The organism is Legionella massiliensis (assembly GCF_000756815.1).
Lineage (GTDB): Bacteria > Pseudomonadota > Gammaproteobacteria > Legionellales > Legionellaceae > Tatlockia > Tatlockia massiliensis.
Map to the genome: position 1 here is coordinate 341,003 of NZ_CCVW01000001.1, position 23,868 is coordinate 364,870.

Consider the following 23,868-nt stretch of genomic DNA (forward strand, 5'->3'; position numbering starts at 1 on the left):
AGCAAACCTAATGGAAACGCCTATTTATACGCCCTGGCTCAGCGCTTTTCTCACAGTAGCAAAGCACTATCGTATTGCTGCCTCTGCTGAAAATATCCGGGTTAATTTGGACTGGGAACGGGGTGCCTCTCTGGATGACTTATTAGGTCTCATTTCTCGGCAACTTGGATTAAGTCTACGTGAGGTCAGGTTTTCCGATGCTTTGCTCGATCCCTGGTGTTTACCAGTCATTATTGAATTTAAATCGGGGCTAGTCGCGGTGATTGAAAAAATTGATCGCGCCGGCAAGGTCAGTGTACAGTTTAGTAGCGATGAGGGCTTAGCGAGCGCTTTAACCGTAGAAGACCTTGCGCAAAATTACCGACGAGTGCTTGTGTTGCGCCCAGAGAATCTGGTATCTGATGTACGGGTCGACGAATACGTCCGTCCCTATCAGGCGAATTGGTTCTGGGGCATAGTACTCAAAGACTGGAAACATTATGTGGATATTGTCATCGCCTCGCTAGCCGCGAATGTTCTTGCTCTGGCTGCTATGTTGTTTTCCATGCAAGTCTATGACAGGGTAATTCCTGCGCAGTCAACGCCTACCTTATGGGTGCTCGCTGGTGGAGTCGGCATTGCCTTCATTTTTGAATATGTTTTACGCATTATGCGGGTTCATATTTCTGATTTAATTGGTAAAAAAGCTGATCTGCAAATTTCTGATCGCGTCTTTGGACATGCCTTACGTATAAAAAATATTCATAGACCTAAATCCACAGGCAGTTTTATTTCACAGATTCGCGAATTGGAGCAAGTCCGTGAAATGTTGACATCAACCACCTTGTCAGCGCTATCTGATTTACCTTTTTACTTTCTATTCCTAGCAATCTTCTGGCTTATTGGTGGGCAAGAGATCTGGATTCCTTTGGCAGCCCTACCACTAATTTTTATTCCCGGCCTGTTAGCACAAATCCCTCTTGCCAAGCTATCGGTAGAAGGAATGAGGGAATCCTCTATCCGCAATGCCCTGCTTGTAGAAGCAGTACAGGGTATTGATGATATTAAAATGCTGCGCGCTGAACCTCGTTTCCAGAATCAATGGAATCATGTCAATAACGTATCCGCTGAGATTTCAAAGAAACAGCGTTTTATTAGCAATCAGTTAATGACCTGGTCCTATCTGGTACAAAACTTGGTCTATGTCTTGGTGATTTTAGTGGGTTCTTTTTCAGTGATAAATGGCGAAATGACCACTGGCGCCTTAGTCGCTTGCTCTATTCTTGCTTCGCGTATGGTTGGGCCCTTGTCCAATATCACAGGGCTCTTTGTCCGCCTCCAACAAGCTAAGGTCGCACAGACTGGTTTGAACGAGTTGATGCAACGCCCAGTGGATCAGGCAGAGGATGTATCCTTACTCCATCGACCAGTACTACACGGTCATTATCAGTTACAACAGGTGTTATTTAAGTACAGCGACGAGGATATTCACCCTGTATTAGCCATTAAACATCTGCAAATAAACGCCGGTGAACGAATCGCTATTCTAGGGAAGAATGGTGCCGGAAAAAGCACCTTGCTGCAGCTACTCTCTGGTATACACCAAGCTCAGGCTGGTCAAGTAATATTGGATAATTTGGATATCAGTTTAATTGATCCCTCTGATGTACGCCGCGATGTAGGTATGCTCAGCCAGCAGGGGCGGCTATTTTTTGGCAGCATTCGTGAAAATCTAACCCTGGGAATGCCCCTTGCCTCTGAACAAACTATTCTACATGCCCTGCAAGTAGTTGGGCTATTAGGCTATGTGCAGTCGCGTAAAGAGGGGCTGGATTATCTTATTCTGGAAGGCGGAGATGGTTTGTCAGGAGGGCAAAAACAGGCCCTGCTGCTTGCACGTACCTTGATTCGTGAACCTAACATCCTGCTGTTGGATGAACCAACTGCCTGGTTAGATGAGGTTGGTGAAAAACGCCTGATTGATCATTTCAAAACTTGGCTGGGACATCGTACCTTTATCGTAGCAACCCACCGCATGGCCATGTTGTCGATCGTCGATCGCATTATTGTGGTTAATGAAGGTCAAATAATCATGGATGGCCCTAAAGAGAAAATTCTGGCGCAGGCGATAAACAAGCCAGCTCAGGTTGCCAGTGAACAAATGGCATGAATAGTCATTTCAAGACAAGCCTACACTGGACTTCCCTGATGGTCTGGAGCATTGCCCTAGGGCTGGCTGTCTTCCTGATTTGGGCTTGGCAATTTAATCTGGATGAAGTGTCATCAGGAGGCGGAACGGTAGTCCCCTCTTCCAAAGAGCAGCTCATTCAATCACTCTACGGCGGGGTTGTAACCAACATTAAGGTCAGTGAAGGTGATATTGTCGAAAAAAATCAGGTGCTAGCCCAATTAGACCTGACTCGTGCCCAATCAACAGTGGAAGAAAGCGCAGCTCGTCTTCGTGCAGCCCAGGCTAGCGCAGCACGATTGAATGCCGAAGTTAATGCCCTGCCCTTAAAATTTCCGCCGAATGTGCTGAAAGATCCCGACTTAGTAAGCCACGAAATGGCTCTGTATCATTCACGACAGCTTAATCTCAATGAGTCAGTAAAGGGATTTAAACAGGCACTATCGCTGGTTCACCAGGAACTAAGGATGACAGAACCACTAGTCGCTAAGGGCGCGGCTAGTGAAGTGGAGGTATTGCGCCTAAAACGGGAATTCAATGATCTGCAAAATAAATTAAACGAACTGCGAAACCAATACTTAGTACAAGCCCGGGAAGATCTCGCTAAGGCCAATGCTGAGGCAGAGGCTCAGCTCTCCGTAGTTCGCGGCAAATCTGACATGGTTGATCGTGCAACCTTTCGCACCCCTATGCGAGGAATTGTAAAAGAACTTGCTGTAACCACCGTGGGCGGCGTTATTCCACCCAATGGGAAGCTCATGTCCATCGTCCCCTTAGATGAGCAGCTGGTGATTGAAGCCCATATTTCGCCACGCGATGTTGCCTTTATTCATCCTAATCAACGGGCAACAGTTAAAATTAGCGCCTATGACTACACCATTTATGGTGGATTAGAGGGTAGGGTCACCATGATTTCACCGGATACGATTCAAGATGAGGTGAAGCGCGATGTTTATTACTATAGAGTCTATGTTCGCACTGACTCTAATCACCTAAGTCATAGGAATGGTGAGAAACTGCCTATTGTTCCGGGCATGATCACCACTGTTGATATTCACACCGGCAATAAAACCATACTAGACTATTTGCTCAAACCATTAAACAAAGCGAAGGAAGCAACAAGAGAACGTCTATGAATTTTATTTCACCAAGTGATCTGGTTATCAACCATAGGCTGAATACCAAACTAGCCATCGACTATCAAAAAGAATGGGCAAAGGCGATTAAAACTACGGATACAAATCAAGCAATAACCACTGTTGCCGGAGTTGATATCGCCTATGACTTTGCCTCGAACCGAGCCTTTGCTATTGCTGTCGTACTGGATGCTGAATCACTCGCTATTATCGAAGTGAAAAAAGCAATGACTGATATCAGCGTACCCTATCGCTCTGGCTTTCTCTCCTTTCGCGAAGTCCCTAGCATTGCCCTCGCTATTGAACAATTGCAAACCAAACCCGATTTAATTGTCTGCGATGGCCAGGGCATCGCGCATCCTAGGCGCTTCGGCTTAGCCTGTCACCTCGGCCTGGTTTTCGACATTCCTACCATCGGTTGTGGCAAAAGCAGGCTCTATGGTAAGGCCGAAGAGCCGGGCGCTAAGCGCGGTGATTTTTCTAATCTTTATGATAAAGATGAAAAAATAATTGGCGCGGTCCTACGCACACGTTCAGGGGTCAAACCCTTATACATCTCAGTGGGGCACAAAATATCCCTGACAAGAGCTCGCGAACTTATTTTGCAGCTAGCACCGAAATACCGTCTGCCAGAAACAACTCGCTTGGCGGATCGTTTGGCTGCTGAATTTAAACTTCGTAGTTGTTCAGAGGGGGATGCTTGAATCGTTAGGTCAACCTTCTGCCCGTCATCCAGAGCGCAGCTCAGGATCTCCTGAATGTGGCACCGTGCTAATCCCGGAGATCCTTCGCTGCGCTCTGGATGACGTAATGCAGAGGAACCTGACCTTGAATCTTCCTATTAAATCTCAAACCATTCATTCAATTTAAGAATCAACTCATCAACGCCTTCTTTCTTTGGAGAAGAAAAGCTTTGCACTGTGATGAGCCCATCTAACAAAGAATAATGTTTACGAATTTTCAAAACCGTATTTTTTACCTCACTGCGGCTTAACTTATCGGCCTTGGTGAGTAGAATATGCACAGGTAATTCACGGTTCAGACACCAATCCACCATCATCTGATCAAGCTCTTTGAGCGGATGGCGGCAATCCATCAGAAGGATCAAGCCGCGCAAACATTGGCGCACCTCAAGATAATGCGCCAGATTTTTCTGCCAATCCTGTTTCACTTGCAAGGCTACTTTGGCATAGCCATAACCAGGCAAATCGACCAGACGGCGTGACTCATCCAGTTTAAAAAGGTTAATCAGTTGTGTACGCCCTGGTGTTTTACTCGTTCGCGCTAATTGTTTAATGTTCGTCAGGCAATTTAGGGCACTTGACTTGCCTGCATTGGAGCGACCGGCAAAAGCCACCTCAAAACCTTCATCAGCAGGTAATTGGTCAACGCGGGCAGCACTTTGGAGAAAACTAGCTTGGGTATATGGATTTATAGGCATTTTTTCAATTTCATTTTGGGATTTTTGCGCAAGCAGTGTACCATTAAACGAGTTAAATTCTCGGAAAAAAGATGAAAAACTTTCTGATTGCCTTGTTGCTATTAGGCTTTCTAACCTCTTCAACTGCAGGAACTCCCGCAAAAACAGCACTTTGTGCAGCCTGTCATGGACAGCAAGGTCAAAGTACCAATCCAGAATGGCCCAGTCTTGCAGGTCAACATGCCAGTTATCTGATCAAACAATTACAGGATTTTCAGCAGGCAAAGACTAGAAATGCGCTGACTATGACTGGCTTGAGTTCAAGCCTCAGCGAAACCGAGATCAAAGAATTAGCAGAGTTTTATGCCCGCCAACACCTGCCAAAGGGCAGCACGCCAGAAAAATATTTAAAACGCGGCGAACTCTTGTATCGTGGCGGTGATTTTGCTAAACACATAACTGCTTGTATAGCCTGTCACGGCCCCCAAGGGACAGGTAATGCACAGGCAGGGTTTCCAGTACTTACAGGACAGCATGCGCAATACACCATACAGCAATTGCAAGCCTTTAAGGATGGCAAACGGTCAAATGACTTAAATTCCATTATGCGCGATATTAGTGCGCGTATGAGTCAGGAAGATATGGAAGCGGTGGCCTACTATGTTCAAGGCCTACATTAACAAACGAGAAATAGAGAGAAAATAATTATGTTGAGGCGTCTTGTATCAATCATTTTGCTGGTTCTTCCTTTAATAGCAACCGCTGAAGATTTTGTTGCTGGGAAAGACTATGAATTAATTAGCAGTTCTTCTGCAACAACAGCCGAGAAAGGAAAGGTCTCTGTTCTCGAGTTTTTTAGTTATGGATGTCCCTGGTGCTATAAAATAGAACCTACTCTTATGGACTGGGTAAAAAAGCAGGGAGACAATATTCAGTTTTCAAGAGTCCCTGTCGTTTTCCACAAAGACTGGGTTTATTACGCGAAGGCCTACTATACCGCCAAATTGCTGAACCTTGATAGCAAATTCAATCCCCTCTTGTTTAAAGCCGTACAAGCTAAAAATGGTCCAACGATGAGTTCAAATGAAGCAATGATCAATTTCTTTGTAGCCCAAGGCGTTGACCCAGCCACAGCAAAGAGCGCCTTTGAAAATTCAACAACAGTCGATATGCAGGTTACACAAGGGCTAGCTCTAATGTCTCAAGACCATATTAATGGTGTCCCTGCGCTTGTGGTTAATAACCAATATAAGACTGACTTACAAATGGCAAAAGATATCAACAGACTCTTGCAAATCCTTGATTTTCTAGTTGCCAAAGCCAAAGAAAAAAATTAGTGTCTAACGCTCGCAGCTCGTTGAGGGCTGCGAAAATTAAGTAAAAAAGGAAGTGAACTAGAGATACGCTCGGCACTAACTACCTTAGGCCAGCAATTATGTTCATTAATAAGCTTCTCGTGCTGCCCAAATACGTCAGTAAAGGCAGTACGCATGGCCTCAGAGTCGGACCAGATGACTATGGGAAGCAAGGGATTTGTTAGCCATATAAGATTAGCAAGAGCAGGACCATTACAATGCAATCCATCGCTAACCCCCAAATCACCATCCAGGATTACCAGAGCCGGGTTATTTTCTCTAAGATATGAAAGTGCAGCAAAACTAGAGTTGACAATTCTTATCTCTAACTTCTTGTTAATAAATGCAAAAAGACGAGATAAACAATAGGCATTGAACGCATTATCCTCGACAATTAATATCTGCATGGTAGCTCCCTCCAACAATGACCAGCAGTATATTCTGTAAACCTTAAGAGAAAATTAAGAAACAAAACCAACTTTGTATGAGAAAAAGAAATCCTCTTACTTATACCGAATTCCTGGGATTACATATTTTTGACAACAATTAATATTCTAAATACTGGCTATTCGAAATTACCAACCTTTATTAAGCCTCCTCTAAGTTGTATACCGCATAATTATCCCTCATAAATGGTCATTTTATTTGATCACAAACAGAGCGACATGTTAATATTTGCGACTATTTTTAGAGCCAATATTTTCTTGCAAGACTAATAACCGATTTGGGGAATTTAACGATGAGATGGGCTGAATTTAAGCAAATTATAGATCTAGCTACTAATGCTTACCAAGCAGGCAGTAGCAGAGACAAGGCGACTCCTGCCTATAGGCTTTATATGAAAGAGTCTAGAAAAATACTTGGTTCTTACGCCTCATCAACCAGCTCCAAATCAGAAAAAGAAATGTATGAAAGTGCAAAAAGGCATGCGGATATGGCCAATAAAAGTGTTCGAGCTTTCCAAGAACAAATGGCGAGGGAAATAAACTTCTCCTATGGCCAAACACACTCCCTAGATGCTCCCCCACAAGAGATTCATCAAGTTCAAGATGTTCCATTGCCAGTTGTAGAAGAGGTGGAACAAGGGAGCCATCAGACCCAAGATGATCCTCTGTTTGTACTCAATAACTCTGAATCTGAATCTGAGAGCGACTCTTTGGGCAGCATAGTTAGAGACGAAGAAGAGGAAGAAATCGAAGCCGATATCGTAATTGTTGGTGGAGGCCCCATTGGATACGCGCAAGCGATGGGATTTAAAAAGTTAAATCCTAACTTGAAAATTGTTGTCCTGGAAAAATACCCCGAGTTTCAACGTAAGCATACGCTAGTGATGCAGGCTAAATATCTTAAGAGCCTAATGCGTGCTACTGACTCAATAAATGATCCCGAATTACAAGCTCTCCTTGAGTTGTTACCCCATATTCGTACCAACGTTCTGCAGGAAAAATTTAAGGCAATTGCAGAAAGAGAGGGGGTAATAACTAAAATAGAGACTGTTAACCCAGAGACCATTCAACAGCAGCTATCGCGATTTAAGCCTAAATTGATCATCGGTGCCGACGGGACTCACAGTGTGGTCAATCAAACGCTATTTCCTAAAGGTAATCAGGAAAAGCACGAAGTTGATTTTGCAATGCAAATTCGTTATGAAATTGATGGTGATGCCGAACATAGCATGGATAGCACCGCTAGATTTTATCAAGCTCTGGCACGTCAAGGTTTGATTGCAACCGAACAAATTGGCCGCCCTTCTGAGACAACTGGCAAAACGCCTGTCACCGTGCAACTTATTATTCCTAAAGAAGATTATGAGAAACTCACAGCAGCTACTGCTAAAAAACCGCTCAGACCTTTTGCTCATGAAAATAGAGAGAGCGCAGAAAACGAAGAACCCAGTTTAACCTTCAATGAAGTTCCTGCTCATCTGCAAAAATATATTACTAGCTATTTTGCTGATAAGGTTCGTGCTACCAACAGCGCCTCTCCTAGACTAGGAGACATTCGCATTAGTGTAAATGAATTACCTGCTTCACGAGCTCGTCAAACAGTAGCTCATTTTGATGGTGTGGATGTTGGACTAAATGGTGACTCAGCCTTAGGTTTATCTTATTTCAAAGGCTTAAATGCAGGACTTGAAGCCCTTGCAATGTTCTTTACCTTATTAAAACCGGCCATTAAACAGGGTTTAACTGATAAAAAACTGCTAGAAAAGAAAATGGATGAATATCAAAATTGGTTTTCACCCTATGCTGATAAAAAGGTAGAAGAGGTTAAGCAATATAGTACTTTCAAGGTACGCTCTGGGATGAAGCTCATTAAAGTCGTTCAAGGTTTTAAAAATGCATCTCATTGGCATATCGAGGGAGATGAGCGACCTGTTATTGAAACCTATCATCGTTTACTGGCCAAAGCAGGAGCGGATGAAAGAGTTGCCTTCATTCCCTACCCTCATCGCAGCTATGACCCTAATATTCGCTTAGGGCAATTTGCTTATATACCAATCAGCTATACGCTGAAAAAAATAGCTAAATTGTTCATTGACTATTTTAAACCCTATAAAGGGGACTATCAGTTCTATGATGACTTTAAACAGCCTTTTAGCGGCCTTAATAACACTGGCATGGGTATAGTCAAAATAATAGCGGGTATTTTTACTCTCAATATCCCCCGTTTTGGCGATGGTATTTTCACTTTATTACGCGGCGTAATCGAGCTGGCAACAACCCCTCTTGCCTGGTTTGTAAAACCCTTTACTCGTGGTTTTGTATCCTTCTTCTTTGACGAGCCTAAAATTGAAGAAGGCAGGGGCATCCAAAAACTGGTCGAGCTTGGTGAGCAATTACTGAGTGAGCAAAGCGATGACGATTTTTCCCTAGTCAAAATGCAAAATTTATTGGGCGTATGTAATGATTTGCACCGTAAATATGACAAAGGTCAACAACGTGAGCGGTTTAGCGATATTGATAAACAAAAGGAAACGAAATCTATTACAGAGCTTACAGATACAAGTCAGCCTTTAACTCGTCAAAGATTCAGCGATTATTTATCGCTCTTCGGTGGTCGAAAAAACAATTTTTCTGAGTCGGAAGATGAAGGCTTGGAGCTTGTCTCTTCAAAAGTGCTCTAAATGTCATTTTATTCTAAGGAAAACCTTGATTACGCTGCGCTACATCAAGGTTTCATTAAAACGTAGTAACTCCTCCCTCAGTGCCAACTATCACCTTATCAGCCAAGCGTTTTGCAAACAGCCCGCTTTCAACAACCCCTGGAATTAATTTAAGTTTTTCTTCCAGGCTAATTGCTGCGCTGATCTCAAAGTTCGACACATCAAGAATAATATTGCCATTATCCGTTACAAAACCGTCACGATATTCAGGGTCACCGCCTAGTTTCACAATTTCTCGGGCAACAAAGCTTCGGGCAATAGGCAGAACTTCAACTGCCAGAGGAAAGGCGCCCAAGCGTTTAACCACTTTGGATTCATCAACAATACAGATGAACTGACGAGCAACTGAGGCAACTATTTTTTCACGGGTTAGAGCCCCGCCGCCACCTTTAATCATCTCATAGCGCTCATTCACTTCATCAGCACCATCGATGTATATTGGTAAATCAGAGGTTGCATTTAAATCAATAACTGGGATGCCCGCAACCTGTAATCGAGCCTCTGTAGCCTTAGAACTAGCAACACAAGCATCTATGCGATGCTTAATTTTTGCCAATTCGTCGATGAAATAATTGACCGTAGAGCCTGTTCCTACACCAATGACCATATCATCTTCGATATAGGCCAGTACGGCCTTGGCCGCATTAGCTTTTAAAATACTCATGGTATAACTCTCTTATCCATAACTGCCGTTAATCTAATGCCACAAATTTGATTTGACTAGATCCAATACCTCTGTACCTTGGCCATTGATAATAGCTTTCATCATATACAAGCTAAACCCTTTAACCTGTGCGGCATTGATGGTCGGCGGCATCACTAATTCATTGCGATTAACTCGAACATCAACAAGAGCAGGGCCATTGTGGCTAAATGCTGAATTGAGGGTCTTAGCCAACTCAGCGGGTTCATCAACACGAAAGGCCTTGATACCTATTGCCTCAGCCATTTTGGCAAAGTTGGGGTTATTCAGTTCTGTACTATATTCCATCATCCCGCCAACATGCATTTCCATCTCAACAAAGCCCAGGGTTCCATTGTTGAATATCACAATCTTAATCGGTAATTTTTGTTGAATCAGGGTCAAAATATCACCCATCAACATAGAAAATCCGCCATCACCACAAAGCGCAACAACCTGGCGCCCTGGATAGGTCGCTTGCGCACCGATAGCCTGCGCTAAGGCATTTGCCATTGAGCCATGGTTAAATGATCCTAGCAATTGCCGCTTTCCATTCATTTTAAGATAGCGCGCAGCCCAAACGGTTGGTGTGCCGACATCGCAGCTAAAGATCGCATCCGTTGCCGCCTCTTCATCAACCAGACGTGCTAAATACTGTGGGTGAATTAGTTGTTTTCCAGGCTCGCTATGAGCAAGGGCATCCAGGCCAGCACGAGCGTGCTTGTAGTGAGTTAGGGCTTGCTCTAAGTGGCTAGAATCATTTTTCGTGTGCAATAAAGGCAATAAGGCTTGTAAAGTGCTATTGACATCGCCAACAGCGCCTAAGGCTATCTCACTGCGTTTGCCTAGCTGTTCACCATGGAGATCGATCTGAATTATTTCTGCTTTGCTGGGATAAAACTGTCTATAAGGAAAACTGGTTCCCAATAATAGCAAGGTATCACAGGCGTCCATTGCATAATAACCAGAAGAAAAACCAATTAGCCCGGTCATACCAACATCATAGGGATTGTCGTACTCAATAACTGCTTTGCCGCGTAGGGTATGTACTACGGGTGAACGCAATTTAGCACACAAAGCCATCAAGGATTGATGAGCTCCTGCTGCACCGAAACCACAAAAGACGGTTACTTTTTTTGCAGCATTTAACCGTTTGGCAATATCTTCAAGAACCGGCTTGGCAGGTATTACCTCAGTTTTTGGATTAATCGGCCAGGGAACTGTTGTTTGCTTGCGCATTTCCAGTAAAGCTATATCGCCTGAAATCACTAAGACAGCAACTCCTCGCTTGGAGATCGCTGTTTGCATGGCAATTTTCAATAATCGCGGCATTTGCTCAACAGAGCTAATAACTTCACAGAAGTAACTGCATTCTTTAAACAGAATATTGGGATGTGTTTCCTGAAAATAATCCCCACCAATTTCTGGCGTGGGAATATGCGCAGCAATAGCAAGTACTGGCGCATTGCTGCGTTGGCAATCATATAATCCATTGATCAGATGAACATTGCCTGGGCCACAACTGCCTGCACAGACAGCAAGCTCGCCTGTCAGTTGAGCCTCTGCACCTGCGGCAAAGGCAGCGACTTCCTCATGGCGAGTATGGACCCATTCAATCGTCCTCTTTTTCTGTAACGCGTTTGTCAAACCATTCAAAGAATCACCTACAATTCCATAAATACGCTTAATACCAGCACCTTCTAAAGTATCGATAAAAACATCAGCGACGGTTGTCATAGCAAATCCTTGAAAAATAGTAGCTAAGTTATTGAGCTACAGTTGGTGGAATCATAGTAGGTCCGCTAGAGGGGGCAGCAGGCACCTTAACTGTTGTACTAGTGGAAGTTGATTTAACAGCGCTATTAGTAGTCGATACGCCTGAAGAGTTAACAGTTGGCGCTGTACCAGGTACTGAAGTTGCCCCAGTATGAACAGATGGGGCCTCAACAGGAACGCCAGAGGTTGAAGTACTCCTTGTTACTTTATTTGTCGTTGTCACAGCTCGAGATGCAGAAGAGCCAGAAGATGATTGCGCTCCAGCATGATGCTGTGAAGTTGTTGTATGCGGATAAGTTTGATGATTGTAGTTTGGCTCACCAAAGAATTCACCCATTGATTCACAACCCGTCATTACTAGAGGCGATAAGCAAACAATCGCACAAGCTAATTTTGACAATAAAGCGTTCTTTTTCATATTACCATCCTTGAAAGTTAATGATTTATTCGCTTTGGCATTCTAGCTGGAGTCTGGCAACTTGTAAAACTTGGCCAATGAGCAACCAGAAGTTGGGGAAATTGAACGCCTCTCAGGGAAGGGTAACTCACACTGGCGACAAATCCCTAACATTCCATCCCCCACCCAAAGCCTTAACTAAACCAACAGCAGAAGTCATTTCTAAACCGATAACATCGTAGGCAGCTTTCTGGGCATTGTAAGCTGCAATCTGCGCTGTTATCACAGAGGAATAGGGTACTGTACCTGCTTTATATTGATTGATAACTAGCTTCAGAGCCTCTTGTGCACTTGCTGCCGCCGCATCCTGGACTACTGACTGCTCTTTAAGAAGACGCAGGGAAACTAAATTATCCTCAACATCCTGAAAAGCAGTTAAAACAGTCTGACGATAAGCAGCAATTTGTGCCATATATGCCGCCTTTGCTGCGCCTACTGTTGCATTGCGTAAGCCTGCGTCAAAAATAGTTTCCGCCAATTGCAAGCCTGAGGACCAGCCCAACGCGGGGGTATGAATCAGTCTATAAAAGTTTCGTCCAGAAGCGCTGGCAGTTGCTGATAAGCTTAAAGAAGGATAGAAGGCAGCAACCGCAACACCAATCTGTGCGTTAGCCTGCTGCATTAACCGCTCTGCCTGAGCAACATCAGGTCGACGTTCCAACCAAACACTAGGTATTGTCACTGGAATAACGGGAGGCCTAGCTCTTAGGGGCAGGAAGTGCATTGCAAAATTGGCTGGTGGACGCCCAATCAATACAGCAATCGCGTGTTCATATTGGCTTCGCAAGATTCCATTATTGATAGCCTGGGCTTGGGCTGTTTCAAGCTGGCTCTGAGCCTGAACAATATCGGCACGGGAAGCAACACCCGAGTGATAGCGATTTTTGGTGAGTGCTAAGGCTTTTTTATAACCAACAACGGTATCATTGAGCAGCTGTTGATCGCGATCCAAGGCACGCAACTCAAAATAAAACTGTGCAAGCGAGCCTTGCATCGATAAGGCGGTCACTGCTAATAAGGCTTGATTAGCTTGGGCTGCGGCAACATCTGCTTCAACTGTGCGCCGTACCAAACCCCAGATATCAGGTTCCCAGGACGCGGTTAAGAAGGCGGAATAGGTCGTATTGGTTCTTGCTCTGGGGATTACGGCTCCTGTAACTGCTGTCTGTGAGGAGGTTGTGCCATTTGAGGAGCTGAAAAATGAGGTTGCGCCCCCTGCCTGCCTTTGGCGGAAAATGTTAAATGCGCTTGCTACAGTAGGAAAATAATTTGCACGTGCTTCGTCAACGATGTACTGTGTTTGATAATAATTGGCTACGGCATTCGCAATATTCTGGTTATAAAGATTCAGCTGCTCTTCCAAAGCATTTAGCTCAGGATCATGAAATATTTTCCACCACTCGCCACGATTAACCTCATCTTGCGGCTTAGCCAGTTTCCAACCATCCTTAGGTTCAGGCTTAAATGCACTCCCCTTCGCTTCTTTAAATTTGGTTGAAAGAGTCACTCCCGGACGATGGTAATCAGGACCAACCGAACATGAGGTCAAGAATAAGCTAATTATTAATAATACCTTCTGCTTCCCGCACATCATTAATTCCTCATTTGCAGATCTGCCGGTTTTCTAAAGCGAGCCAAGAAATGGTGAAACCGGATAGTAACATTTTCCATGGCTAGATAAATCACCGGTGTGGTGTATAGGGTAAGCATTTGACTCACAATCAGTCCGCCAACTATTGCAATCCCCAACGGCCGGCGCAGTTCTGAGCCTAAGCCAAAACCAAAAACCAAGGGCAGAGCACCAAACATAGCGGCGACGGTAGTCATTGTAATCGGCCTAAACCGCATCAGCGCAGCCTCATAAATTGCTTCCTGCGGTGATTTATTTTGCTTTCGCTCAACCTCCAGAGCGAAATCGATCATCATAATCGCGTTCTTTTTAACGATACCAATTAATAAAATCATTCCTATCAAAGCAATAATACTAAAATCCGTTCGGCTTAAAAGCAGCGCTAATAAAGCACCGACTCCCGCTGAAGGCAAGGTTGAAAGGATAGTCACTGGATGAATAAGGCTCTCATAGAGCATACCCAAGACGATATAAACAGCTAATAAAGCGGCCAGAATCAGATAAGGCTGAGTCGCCAATGAATCCTGAAAAGCTTGTGCCGTTCCCTGAAAAGCGCCCTGTATAGCCGGTGGTAGCCCCATGTTAGCCACTGCTGAATTAATCTTTTTGACTGCGCTATCAAGCGCCGTTCCTGGCAATAAGTTAAAAGCGATCGTCGCAGCGGGTGCCTGGCCTTGATGGTTCACCGCTAATAAGGTTGTTGAGGGGTCAAAGCTGGCGAAGGCAGAAAGCGGGACAGCTTTTCCTGTTGTTGAAATAACATAGATTTCATTGAGTGTCTCTGGCCGTTGCCAATATTGCGGGGCAACTTCCATAACCACATAGTATTGATTCATATCCGTATACATCGTTGATACCAGACTTTGCCCGAACGCATTGTAGAGTGTTCTATCAATCTGGGCTGAAGTAATACCAAGGCTTGAAGCCCTATCCCGATCAACCTTCACAAAGACCTGCAAACCGTGATCGCGCTGATCGCTATTAACATCAGCAATGCCCTGTAGTTGACTCAATCGTTCTGTCACCAAGGTAGCCCATTTATTAAGCTCTGGTAAGGCATCCCCGGCCAAAGTGTATTGAAATTGCGCGCTAGCCTGGCGGCTACCAACCATCAAATCTTGGGTTGCCTGCAAATAAAGACTAGCCCCCGCGACTACAGCTAATTTTGGCCTCAGACGATTAACAACTGCGTCAGCCGAAATCTTGCGCTCTTCTAAGGGTTTCAAGGAAACAAATAAAGAACCCTGAGTCGTGCGGTTCGTCCCACCGATGAACCCTTCGACGATTGCAACCGCAGGATCTTGCAAAATAATATCCGTGAACTGCTTAAACTTTCTTTCCACTGCCTGGAAAGACAAGGTTTGGTCAGTTTGGATATTTCCTCCCAATTGCCCCGTATCTTGTTGAGGAAAGAAGCCTTTGGGTACAACAATAAAAAGTAGAACGTTTAGCAGAAGAGTTAAAAAGGTTAGAAATAACATTAGCTTAGAATGACACAGCGACCAGGCTAAACTTTTTTCATAATAGGCTCGTGTCAGGTTCATAAAACGAATAAAGGGCGTCTCGCGATGGCTACTTTTCTGATCCAATAAACGCGAACACATCATTGGCGTTACCGTTAGGGAAACAACCATAGAGATGAGAATCGCCAAAGAGAGACAAACCGCAAATTCGCGAAATAGGCGCCCAACCAAACCGCCCATTAATAAAATGGGAATAAAAACTGCAATCAAGGAGATGCTCATTGAAATAACAGTGAAACTTACCTCTTTTGCACCATCTACAGCCGCCAGAAAACGATCTTTTCCCATTTCCAGATGGCGGGAAATATTTTCCAAAACGACTACTGCATCATCAACAACAAAGCCAGTCGAAATCGTTAATGCCATGAGCGAAAGATTATCCAGGCTATAGCCAAGCAATTTCATCGCAGCAAAGGTTCCCAACAAAGACAGGGGAACAGCAACACCGGGAATTAACATCGCCCGCATGCTGCCTAAAAACAGATACGCCACCAGGATAACCAAGAGCATGGAAACAACCATGGTTAACTCAACATCGTGCATAGAAACACGGATGGTCTTGGTCCGATCCAAGCCAACAATCAGAGTAATCCCTGTAGGCATAGCGGCCCTAAGCTGTGGCAAGGCGGCCCTGATCGCATCGACCGTCTTGATCACATTGGCGCCAGGCTGTTTAAACACGACAACCAAGACCGCTGGTTTACCATTCTCCAATCCTGAATTGCGTACGTCCTGTACTGAATCATGCACTGCGGCTATATCAGAAATACGTACAGGGCTATTGTTGCGATAAGTGATGATTAGCGGTTTATATTGATAAGCCTTGAAGATCTGATCATTGGTCGTAATTTCAGATAGGGTTGTCTCTGCAATATTCACCGCTCCCTTGGCTTGATTGACATTGGCCGCAGCAATAGTAGAGGCAACCTCTGGCAAACTAATTCCATAACTGTTTAGTGCTGTTGGGTTTAACTCAACACGTACTGCCGGTAAAGAGCTCCCTCCCACAAAAGCTTGGCCCACCCCGTTAATCTGCGAAAGCTTTTGCTGCAAAATAGTTGAGGCAGCATCATAAATTTCACCCGTCGAATATTGATCCGAAGATAGCGATAAAACCATGATTGGCGCATCTGCCGGATTTATCTTTCGGTAAACAGGCTCATTCGGCAAATTTGTTGGTAATTGACCACGAGCTGCATTAATAGCTGCCTGCACATCACGTGCTGCACCATCGATATCGCGTGCGAGGTCAAACTGCAAATTGATTTGAGTTAGGCCCAAAACACTGGACGAGGTCATTTGTGTAATGCCAGATATTCGCCCTAGTTGACGTTCTAAGGGCGATGCAACCGAAGTAGCCATGGTTTCCGGACTCGCACCCGGTAAAGAGGTCGTAACACTTATTGTCGGGAAATCTATCTGCGGCAAAGCTGCGATGGGTAATAAATTAAAGGCTGCAATACCTGCTAGCGCTAAACCAATTGCCAATAAGGTTGTCGCAATGGGGCGGTGAATAAACAAAGAAGAACAACTCATCGTTTGTTACCGTTCAAAGGCTCCGAAGAGACTGTTTGTTTTCCTGATAATCGCTCTAAAATTCGAGCAAAATAAAGATAAATTACCGGTGTGGTATACAAAGTTAGCAATTGACTAACAATAAGCCCACCAATAATAGCGATACCTAAGGGCTGACGTAATTCCGCACCCATACCAGAACCAAAGGTCAGAGGTACCGCACCCAGCATAGAGGCCATAGTCGTCATCAAAATTGGCCGGAAACGTAATTGACAAGCCAGATAGATCGCCTCGCGCGGCGGTTTTTGATAAAGCCGTTCTTGTTCTAAAGCAAAATCAATCATCATAATAGCGTTTTTCATGACGATACCGATAAGCAAAATAATGCCTATCAAGGCAATAATACTCAAATCATTATTGGTCAACTCTAAAGCGAGCAAAGCCCCCATGCCTGCAGAGGGGAGGGTAGATAAAATGGTAATGGGATGTATATAGCTTTCATAAAGCACTCCAAGCACAATGTAGACAACAATGATCGCCGCCAAAAGCAGCCAACCTTCATTATGCAGCGAGCTTTGAAATATTTTTGCAGCCCCCTCAAAACCCACTTGAACACTCATGGGCATAGCCAGTTCAGCACTTGTATCATCAATTGCGCGAATCGCTTCACCCAGGGCAGCGCCGGCAGCTAAATTGAATGAAAGAGTCGTCACTGGGAATTGATTTTGCCGATTAATAACAATCGCCCCTAATTTTTGCGCTACCTGCGTGAAAGTGCTTAGAGGAATAGAGTTACCATTAGAGGCATTAAGGTAGGAATTTTTCAGGCCTAGGGGATTAGTCTGCAATTTGGGTAGCACTTCAAGAATGACTCGATATTGATTGCGCTGGGTAAACATGATGGAAACTTGTCGCTGGCCAAAGGAGTCATAGAGGGTGTCATCAATCATCTGCATGGTAATACCCAAGCGAGAGGCCGTATCCCGATCGACCTTGACCTCTGTTTTTAAACCAAGGTTTTGTTGATCAGAGGCAACGTCTTCTAGCTCAGGCTGCTTATCAAGTTTCGCCAACATTAGGTCACTCCAATGAGCAACCTCTTTGGCATCAGGCGAACTCAGACTATATTGATATTGTGTGCGACTTACCCTGGTATCAATTGTTAAATCCTGCACAGGCTGCATATACAAGATTGCACCAGGAACATTCGCCAATTTGTCCTGTAAACGTCGGATAATCTCCTGGGCAGATTCCCGCCGCTGCGACAGTGGCTTTAGGGTAATAAGAATACGTCCGCTATTGAGGGTAATATTGGTGCCATCAATGCCAATGAACGAGGAAATATTTTCCACACTAGGATCAGCCAGTACCACGCGGGCTAGGGCCTGCTGCCTCTCACTCATTGCCTTAAATGAAATCGATTGCGGCATCTGCGAAATCCCTTGGATCACCCCCGTATCCTGGATTGGAAAAAAGCCTTTGGGAATTAAGTACAACAAGGTCAGAGTAATAACAAGGGTGAGTACGGCAACAATTAAAACTAGAGGCTGATGGTCGAGAACCCAATCGAGGGAACGACGATAATTTTCAATAATTTTATCTTGAATTAAGGCAGAACGACGCTGAAAGCGATTCCCTTCCTGAGATTCCTGATGACGTAAGAGGCGTGCACAGAGCATAGGCGTCAAAGATAGCGACACAAAGGCTGAGATAAAAATCGCTATTGCCAGGGTCAGGGCGAATTCACGAAACAAACGGCCAACCAAGTCTCCCATAAAGAGTAAAGGAATAAGTACGGCAACTAAGGAAACTGTTAGGGATAAGATTGTAAAACCAATTTGCTTGGCTCCTTTCAACGCCGCATCAAAAGGCGTCTCACCATTCTCAAGATAGCGCGCAATGTTTTCGATCATGACAATGGCATCATCGACCACAAAACCAGTGGCGATGGTTAGAGCCATCAGGGTTAAATTGTTTAGACTAAAACCAAATAAATACATCGACCCAAAGGTACCAATCAAAGAAATAGGGACAGCAATACTTGGAATTAAGGTCGCCGATAAATTACGCAGAAACAGGAAAATAACCATCACCACCAAGGCAATAGACAGAATTAACTCAAACTGCACATCATGAACAGAAGCACGAATAGTAATGGTACGATCGGTCAAAACGACGATTTCAATCGCCTGTGGAAAATTAGGCTGCAATTGCTTGAGCAAACGCTTCACTCGTTCAACAACCTCTATTACATTTGCACCTGGTTGGCGCTGAATATTCAAGATAATCGCTGGCTCATTATTCATCCAGGCCGCCTGCCTCACATTTTCAGCACCATCTATCACCTCAGCGATATCTTGTATGCGAACCGGGCTATTATTCTGGTAACTAATAATGATGGGCTTGTAATCCTCACTCGAAAGTAACTGATCATTAGAGTTAATTGTGTAAGCAAGGCGATTTCCATCAAAGCTTCCCTTTGCTGCATTCACATTGGCGGTACTGATTGCGCTACGAACATTTTCCATAGTCAAACCATAGGACGCCAAAGCATCTGGATTAACCTGTACCCGCACAGCTGGGCGCTGTCCACCACTAATACTGACCAAACCTATTCCAGGTAATTGCGAAAGTTTGGGCACTAGGCGGGTATCAGCAAAATCTTCTACCTCAGGCAAGGGCAAGGTTTTTGAAGTTAAGCCTAGGGTCATAATCGGTGTATCAGCCGGGTTAACCTTACTGTAAATAGGAGGGTTTGGCAGATTGGTTGGCAGATAATTATTGGCTGCATTGATCGCTGCTTGTACCTGTTGCTCTGCAACATCCAGACTAAGATCCAAGGTAAATTGCAAGTTAATGATGGATGCCCCATTAGAACTAGTTGAGGTCATATTATCCAGGCCAGGCATCTGGCCAAATTGCCTTTCAAGCGGCGCTGTCACTGATGAGGCCATCACCTCCGGGCTCGCCCCTGGGTAATAGGTGGTAACTTGGATCGTTGGATATTCAATTTGTGGCAAGGATGAAACGGGTAATAATTGAAAAGCCAGGATACCGACTAGTAAAATTGCCAGCATCAGTAGGGAGGTAGCAATCGAACGCTGAATAAAGGGCGCGGAAATATTCATAATTCTTTGCCGTTTAGGCTTTCCTCCGACCTTTGCTAGCAACTTGCTCTGACAACTCAATACCTTCTGCTATTTTTACTTTCGCACCATTAACCAATTTATCCGCTCCATCGACAACGACCTGCTGCCCTACACTAAGCCCTTTCACAACGACTGTCAGATCCCCAAAGGTCACTCCTGTTTTAACCGCCTGTGTACTCACCGTAAAATCGGGATTTAGTACATAGACAAAATCACCCTTGTTACTATGCTGTATTGCCGCCGTTGCGACTGTTGTCGCGTTGGGCAAGGTTTTCACTAGTAATTTGATATTGACAAACTGATTGGCGAAAAGCTTGTCCTCATTATTATCGAAAATAGCCCTTAGTTTCACAGTACCTGTTGTCGTATCAATCTGGTTATCTATGGTCAGCAGTGCCCCCGTTGCCAGCAATTTATTTTGCTGTCGATCATAGGCTTCAACCTTTATATTCTTGCCAACAAAAGCCTGGGGTAAGAGCCTGCTTATGTCATCCTCAGGGATAGTAAAGATCACGGTAATTGGATTTAAGGTTGTGATAACAACAATGCCTGTCGTATCAGAGGTCTGTACAAAATTCCCTGGATCAACAAGGCGCAAACCAGCTCGTCCATCGATGGGCGAAATGATTTGGCAATACATCAGATTCACCTTTGTGCTTTCAATCTGCCCCTTATCAATCCCCACTGCTCCTTGATATTGCCTAACCAAGGCTTCTTGTGTTGCCAAAGTTTGTTGGGAAACTGAGTCTTGTTTCCATAAACGCTGGTAACGCTCCAGATCAACAAGCCCATTAGCAAGCAGGGCCTCATCACGCATCAGCTGCCCCTCATATTGCCTTAGCTGAGCTAAGAGAGGCCGCTGATCGATTTCTGCCAATAACTCCCCTTTCTTAACGAGTTGTCCTTCTCTGTATAAAACCTTCATCAGCAAACCATTGATCTGGGTTTTTACCGTCACAGTGTAGATCGGCACAACATTGCCCAGGGCGGAAATATAGATAGGGACGTTCTGGTTCTGCACAACAGTGAGCATTACAGCTGCAGGTTTCTTTGACTCTTCTTGCTTTGGGTTGCGATGCTTAATGAAATAGACCAGGAGAAGAATTATAAATAGTGCGAGTAATAGCCATAGACCAAAACGTCGATTAAGCACCTCAGGTTTTTTCGAAGTATCCGGGAAATTATTCTCATCCGAAGATAAAGGCTCGTTCATTCGCGTTTACAATCCCTACTGTTGAAGCATCTCGAAGGCTCTCCGTAATCTACCCTCTATAAGGGTCACTGCCATTAAGTTAAGGGTATTTGTCATTCCCGCGAAGGCGGGAATCTATCACCACATTGGCACCGTGCTAAATTAGAAACAGATTCTCGCCTTCGCGGGAATGACAAAAATTTTACTTAACTTAACGGCAGTATCTATAAGAGTACCTAACTAAAAACCCTTACATATTGCCCTGTATTCAACTAGTCTTCAACCGCGAAACACCTGGGTCTTACAGAAAACCTTGTTTCAGCTTATACTGATTCGCAAAATTTCTTAAAAGGCTTATCTCATGATCTATCAGAATATTCTCACGACTATAGGGCAAACACCGACAGTAAAAATCAATCGTCTCGGTAAAAACCTGGCCTGCGAACTTTATGCTAAATGCGAATTCTTCAATCCCGGCGGTTCTGTTAAAGACCGTATTGGTTATGAAATGGTAAAAAATGCCGAGAGTGAGGGACGCATTAAACCAGGCGATACCTTGATTGAACCCACCTCTGGTAATACAGGAATTGGCATTGCCTTGGCTGGCGCGGTCATGGGGTATAAGGTCATTATCACGATGCCCAATAAAATGAGTATGGAAAAGCAGGTTGCTCTCGAGCGCTTAGGAGCGATCATCTATCGTACTCCTACAGAGGCAGCTTGGAATGATCCGGATAGCCATATTTCCCTAGCTAAAGATTTACAGCAAAAAATCCCGAATTCCCATATCCTTGATCAATACTCAAATCCCGATAACCCTAATGCCCATTATCGTGGTACAGCTCAGGAAATTATTGATGACTTCGGTAAGGACCTACACATGGTCGTCGCAGGCGTCGGTACTGGCGGCACGATAACTGGAATAGCCAAACGCTTGAAGGAATACAATCCAGCTATCCAAGTTGTAGGCATCGATCCTGTCGGTTCTATTTTAGGTGGCGGTGACGAAATAAAACCCTACCTTGTTGAAGGCATTGGCTATGATTTTTTCCCGGATGTTTTGGACAATAAGCTCATTGATCGTTATATAAAAACCACCGACGCCGATTCATTTCGTGTTGCCAGACAACTCATCAGCGAGGAAGGTCTCTTAGTTGGAGGTTCCTCTGGTGCAGCAATGTGGGGTGCTTTGGAGGCTGCAGCATCATTAACCGCAGGGCAAAAATGCCTGGTGATACTTCCAGACTCTATTCGTAACTACATGTCCAAATACGCGAATGACGAGTGGATGAAAGAACAGGGATTTATCTGATACTCAGACGTCATCCTGAGCGCCAAGCCCCTTTGGGGCAAACATCGATAAAGACCTCGTCATCCCGAACATAGTGAGGGATCTCCGGGATTAGCACAGTGCTACACATCAGGAGATGTCTCTCTACGCTCGACATGACGTACGTCTTTGGGAGCGCAGCGAAGGATGACGGAATGCTGTTACATACTCAGAGAAGGCTTTTCTTCCGCTTCATAAACGAGGGAAATATCCATCTGGCCTGTGCTCACTTTCCGAGCTACAGCGCGAACTAGCTCACTAGTTACTTGCTCTTCATGATTTGCACCTGCAGATTGCATGGGGAGCAGCATTTTACGCGCAGTCAGGAGCTCCTCAAATAAATGCTGAGAACCGTGCTCAATACCGACATACTTTGTTTGCTCTTGATGCTCGCTACCCAGGTTTTTTATATATCCATTCAGCAAAGACTCTTTGCTCAGCTCACCAACTTGCAACCATTTGTTTAAGCGCTTTACTGTATGCTCATACTCTTGGACTAAATACTGATCTTCAGCAGCAATTTTCACATGAATCTCTTCAAGCAAAGGATCCTTGAACGATACCGCCTTTGGATGAATTGGCTCAATTTTCTGTCTATTCATCATTGAAAAATATTCTGGTCGATTGAGCAGTGCAAAATTATCGTCACCATGACGTAACAAGGCAATTGGGCTGGCTGAGTGCAGCTGTAGTCCCGCATTATAAACGGTAAGTTTTTGACCTTCTTTATTAGGTTCCACTTCATGAAGCTCAACTGGAACCTGCATAGCCGTTGATAAGGCTGCCATAGCACAAGGATGTAACTTGGTGGATTGCTGACGCATCTCTTCTGGGCTAAGGTTTTTGTTCGCTACAAAGGCAGGACGATACCTTACAGGATTGTTAACCATTTCACTCACAGTTTCCTGGCGCAAAGCATAGGCTAATTCATTAAGAAATTTAGCGCGAGACTGAGGTGCTTCTAACAATTTCGCCAAAATCTCTGCATGAGTCATTAAGCGTACTGGAATCTGTGTTTGCTCAAAATGGGTAGCATGTATTTCCAACAACTTCTTGGCAAGATCCTGATTAGCACGAGATCTAACAAGTAAAATATTATCAATCATTGCTGCAGCAACCGATCTGAAATCAGAATCAGCATCGCCACCAACGTCAACATAAGTTAATTTGGATGTCGTATTTACCGCACGTGTATTATGAGGAAGGTCTGTTTTAAATTTAGAACCAAAAAATCCTGATGTAACCGGCGTACTTATTTTCTCCGCCATGTTAATCTCCTAGCCAATTTCATCTATTAAGAATCATTGTAAGAAATTTAAATTAAGGAAATATTAACCAGTATAGTGCAAATACGAATCATATTTATATGA

General features: G+C 44.3%; 17 protein-coding genes. 7 read left to right on the plus strand and 10 right to left on the minus strand.

Going from position 1 to position 23,868, the window contains the following annotated elements; translation table 11 throughout:
• Positions 1 to 10 precede the first annotated feature (10 nt).
• The 3 genes from BN1094_RS01440 to nfi are packed head-to-tail and all read left to right on the plus strand — an operon-like array spanning position 11 to position 4,007.
• Entirely contained in the window at positions 11 to 2,149 is a 2,139-nt protein-coding gene (locus tag BN1094_RS01440; protein ID WP_043872643.1) for a type I secretion system permease/ATPase, read from the plus strand.
• Positions 2,146 to 3,303, plus strand: coding sequence for a beta-barrel domain-containing protein (locus BN1094_RS01445; RefSeq protein WP_043872644.1), 1,158 nt, complete (start codon positions 2,146 to 2,148; stop codon positions 3,301 to 3,303). The genes BN1094_RS01440 and BN1094_RS01445 overlap by 4 nt, the downstream gene beginning before the upstream one ends.
• Positions 3,300 to 4,007: a deoxyribonuclease V gene (nfi, locus tag BN1094_RS01450; RefSeq protein ID WP_043872645.1), complete on the plus strand. Its 708-nt coding sequence runs from the start codon at positions 3,300 to 3,302 to the stop codon at positions 4,005 to 4,007. Before BN1094_RS01445 ends, nfi begins: the two co-directional genes overlap by 4 nt.
• Positions 4,008 to 4,144: 137 nt before the next feature.
• Here the strand turns inward: nfi and yihA are convergent, their stop codons facing one another.
• Positions 4,145 to 4,744: a ribosome biogenesis GTP-binding protein YihA/YsxC gene (yihA, locus tag BN1094_RS01455; protein WP_043872646.1), complete on the minus strand. Its 600-nt coding sequence runs from the start codon at positions 4,742 to 4,744 to the stop codon at positions 4,145 to 4,147.
• Between the two features lie 71 nt (positions 4,745 to 4,815).
• Between yihA and BN1094_RS01460 the strand changes: the two genes are divergently transcribed.
• Both BN1094_RS01460 and BN1094_RS01465 read left to right on the plus strand, forming a co-directional pair.
• Positions 4,816 to 5,403 (plus strand): c-type cytochrome, encoded by a 588-nt coding sequence (locus tag BN1094_RS01460; protein WP_043872647.1) that lies wholly within the window; start codon positions 4,816 to 4,818, stop codon positions 5,401 to 5,403.
• Between the two features lie 27 nt (positions 5,404 to 5,430).
• The gene (locus BN1094_RS01465) at positions 5,431 to 6,060 is read left to right on the plus strand and encodes a thiol:disulfide interchange protein DsbA/DsbL (RefSeq protein WP_043872648.1); all 630 of its coding nucleotides are present in this window, start codon (positions 5,431 to 5,433) and stop codon (positions 6,058 to 6,060) included.
• On the opposite strand, the gene BN1094_RS01470 is transcribed toward BN1094_RS01465, so the two are convergent.
• Positions 6,057 to 6,485, minus strand: a complete 429-nt coding sequence (locus BN1094_RS01470; protein WP_043872649.1) for a response regulator — start codon at positions 6,483 to 6,485, stop codon at positions 6,057 to 6,059. The two genes, BN1094_RS01465 and BN1094_RS01470, sit on opposite strands and share 4 nt — an antisense overlap.
• Before the next feature lie 332 nt (positions 6,486 to 6,817).
• Between BN1094_RS01470 and BN1094_RS01475 the strand changes: the two genes are divergently transcribed.
• A complete protein-coding gene (locus tag BN1094_RS01475; RefSeq protein ID WP_052403070.1) occupies positions 6,818 to 9,205 on the plus strand; it encodes a hypothetical protein in 2,388 nt (795 codons plus the stop codon).
• Between the two features lie 55 nt (positions 9,206 to 9,260).
• On the opposite strand, the gene rpiA is transcribed toward BN1094_RS01475, so the two are convergent.
• From rpiA to BN1094_RS01510, 7 genes are all read right to left on the minus strand, one after another.
• The gene (rpiA, locus tag BN1094_RS01480) at positions 9,261 to 9,908 is read right to left on the minus strand and encodes a ribose-5-phosphate isomerase RpiA (RefSeq protein WP_043872650.1); all 648 of its coding nucleotides are present in this window, start codon (positions 9,906 to 9,908) and stop codon (positions 9,261 to 9,263) included.
• Positions 9,909 to 9,941: 33 nt separating this feature from the next.
• The gene (poxB, locus tag BN1094_RS01485) at positions 9,942 to 11,663 is read right to left on the minus strand and encodes a ubiquinone-dependent pyruvate dehydrogenase (protein WP_043872651.1); all 1,722 of its coding nucleotides are present in this window, start codon (positions 11,661 to 11,663) and stop codon (positions 9,942 to 9,944) included.
• 28 nt (positions 11,664 to 11,691) lie between these two features.
• The gene (locus BN1094_RS01490) at positions 11,692 to 12,120 is read right to left on the minus strand and encodes a hypothetical protein (RefSeq protein WP_043872652.1); all 429 of its coding nucleotides are present in this window, start codon (positions 12,118 to 12,120) and stop codon (positions 11,692 to 11,694) included.
• 127 nt (positions 12,121 to 12,247) lie between these two features.
• Positions 12,248 to 13,753, minus strand: a complete 1,506-nt coding sequence (locus BN1094_RS01495; protein ID WP_043872653.1) for an efflux transporter outer membrane subunit — start codon at positions 13,751 to 13,753, stop codon at positions 12,248 to 12,250.
• Positions 13,753 to 16,848 (minus strand): efflux RND transporter permease subunit, encoded by a 3,096-nt coding sequence (locus BN1094_RS01500; RefSeq protein WP_043872654.1) that lies wholly within the window; start codon positions 16,846 to 16,848, stop codon positions 13,753 to 13,755. Before BN1094_RS01500 ends, BN1094_RS01495 begins: the two co-directional genes overlap by 1 nt.
• Positions 16,845 to 19,955, minus strand: coding sequence for a multidrug efflux RND transporter permease subunit (locus BN1094_RS01505; protein WP_043872655.1), 3,111 nt, complete (start codon positions 19,953 to 19,955; stop codon positions 16,845 to 16,847). Before BN1094_RS01505 ends, BN1094_RS01500 begins: the two co-directional genes overlap by 4 nt.
• Before the next feature lie 13 nt (positions 19,956 to 19,968).
• The gene (locus BN1094_RS01510; protein WP_043872656.1) at positions 19,969 to 21,189 is read right to left on the minus strand and encodes an efflux RND transporter periplasmic adaptor subunit; all 1,221 of its coding nucleotides are present in this window, start codon (positions 21,187 to 21,189) and stop codon (positions 19,969 to 19,971) included.
• Positions 21,190 to 21,529: 340 nt separating this feature from the next.
• On the opposite strand from BN1094_RS01510, the gene BN1094_RS01515 reads away from it, so the two are divergent.
• On the plus strand, positions 21,530 to 22,480 hold the full coding sequence (locus BN1094_RS01515; RefSeq protein WP_043872657.1) for a pyridoxal-phosphate dependent enzyme: 951 nt from the start codon (positions 21,530 to 21,532) through the stop codon (positions 22,478 to 22,480).
• 179 nt (positions 22,481 to 22,659) lie between these two features.
• On the opposite strand, the gene BN1094_RS01520 is transcribed toward BN1094_RS01515, so the two are convergent.
• Positions 22,660 to 23,766 carry an OTU domain-containing protein gene (locus BN1094_RS01520; RefSeq protein ID WP_043872658.1) on the minus strand — a complete coding sequence of 369 codons (1,107 nt, stop codon included), beginning with the start codon at positions 23,764 to 23,766 and terminating at the stop codon, positions 22,660 to 22,662.
• Between the last annotated feature and the right edge of the window lie 102 nt (positions 23,767 to 23,868).

Excerpts from the sequence above, each read along its gene's own strand:
- BN1094_RS01440 (WP_043872643.1), top strand. The coding sequence starts at position 11 with ATGGAAACGCCTATTTATACGCCCTGGCTCAGCGCTTTTCTCACAGTA.
- BN1094_RS01445 (WP_043872644.1), top strand. The coding sequence starts at position 2,146 with ATGAATAGTCATTTCAAGACAAGCCTACACTGGACTTCCCTGATGGTC.
- nfi (WP_043872645.1), top strand. The coding sequence starts at position 3,300 with ATGAATTTTATTTCACCAAGTGATCTGGTTATCAACCATAGGCTGAAT.
- yihA (WP_043872646.1), bottom strand. The coding sequence starts at position 4,744 with ATGCCTATAAATCCATATACCCAAGCTAGTTTTCTCCAAAGTGCTGCC.
- BN1094_RS01460 (WP_043872647.1), top strand. The coding sequence starts at position 4,816 with ATGAAAAACTTTCTGATTGCCTTGTTGCTATTAGGCTTTCTAACCTCT.
- BN1094_RS01465 (WP_043872648.1), top strand. The coding sequence starts at position 5,431 with ATGTTGAGGCGTCTTGTATCAATCATTTTGCTGGTTCTTCCTTTAATA.
- BN1094_RS01470 (WP_043872649.1), bottom strand. The coding sequence starts at position 6,485 with ATGCAGATATTAATTGTCGAGGATAATGCGTTCAATGCCTATTGTTTA.
- BN1094_RS01475 (WP_052403070.1), top strand. The coding sequence starts at position 6,818 with ATGAGATGGGCTGAATTTAAGCAAATTATAGATCTAGCTACTAATGCT.
- rpiA (WP_043872650.1), bottom strand. The coding sequence starts at position 9,908 with ATGAGTATTTTAAAAGCTAATGCGGCCAAGGCCGTACTGGCCTATATC.
- poxB (WP_043872651.1), bottom strand. The coding sequence starts at position 11,663 with ATGACAACCGTCGCTGATGTTTTTATCGATACTTTAGAAGGTGCTGGT.
- BN1094_RS01490 (WP_043872652.1), bottom strand. The coding sequence starts at position 12,120 with ATGAAAAAGAACGCTTTATTGTCAAAATTAGCTTGTGCGATTGTTTGC.
- BN1094_RS01495 (WP_043872653.1), bottom strand. The coding sequence starts at position 13,753 with ATGATGTGCGGGAAGCAGAAGGTATTATTAATAATTAGCTTATTCTTG.
- BN1094_RS01500 (WP_043872654.1), bottom strand. The coding sequence starts at position 16,848 with ATGAGTTGTTCTTCTTTGTTTATTCACCGCCCCATTGCGACAACCTTA.
- BN1094_RS01505 (WP_043872655.1), bottom strand. The coding sequence starts at position 19,955 with ATGAATATTTCCGCGCCCTTTATTCAGCGTTCGATTGCTACCTCCCTA.
- BN1094_RS01510 (WP_043872656.1), bottom strand. The coding sequence starts at position 21,189 with ATGAACGAGCCTTTATCTTCGGATGAGAATAATTTCCCGGATACTTCG.
- BN1094_RS01515 (WP_043872657.1), top strand. The coding sequence starts at position 21,530 with ATGATCTATCAGAATATTCTCACGACTATAGGGCAAACACCGACAGTA.
- BN1094_RS01520 (WP_043872658.1), bottom strand. The coding sequence starts at position 23,766 with ATGGCGGAGAAAATAAGTACGCCGGTTACATCAGGATTTTTTGGTTCT.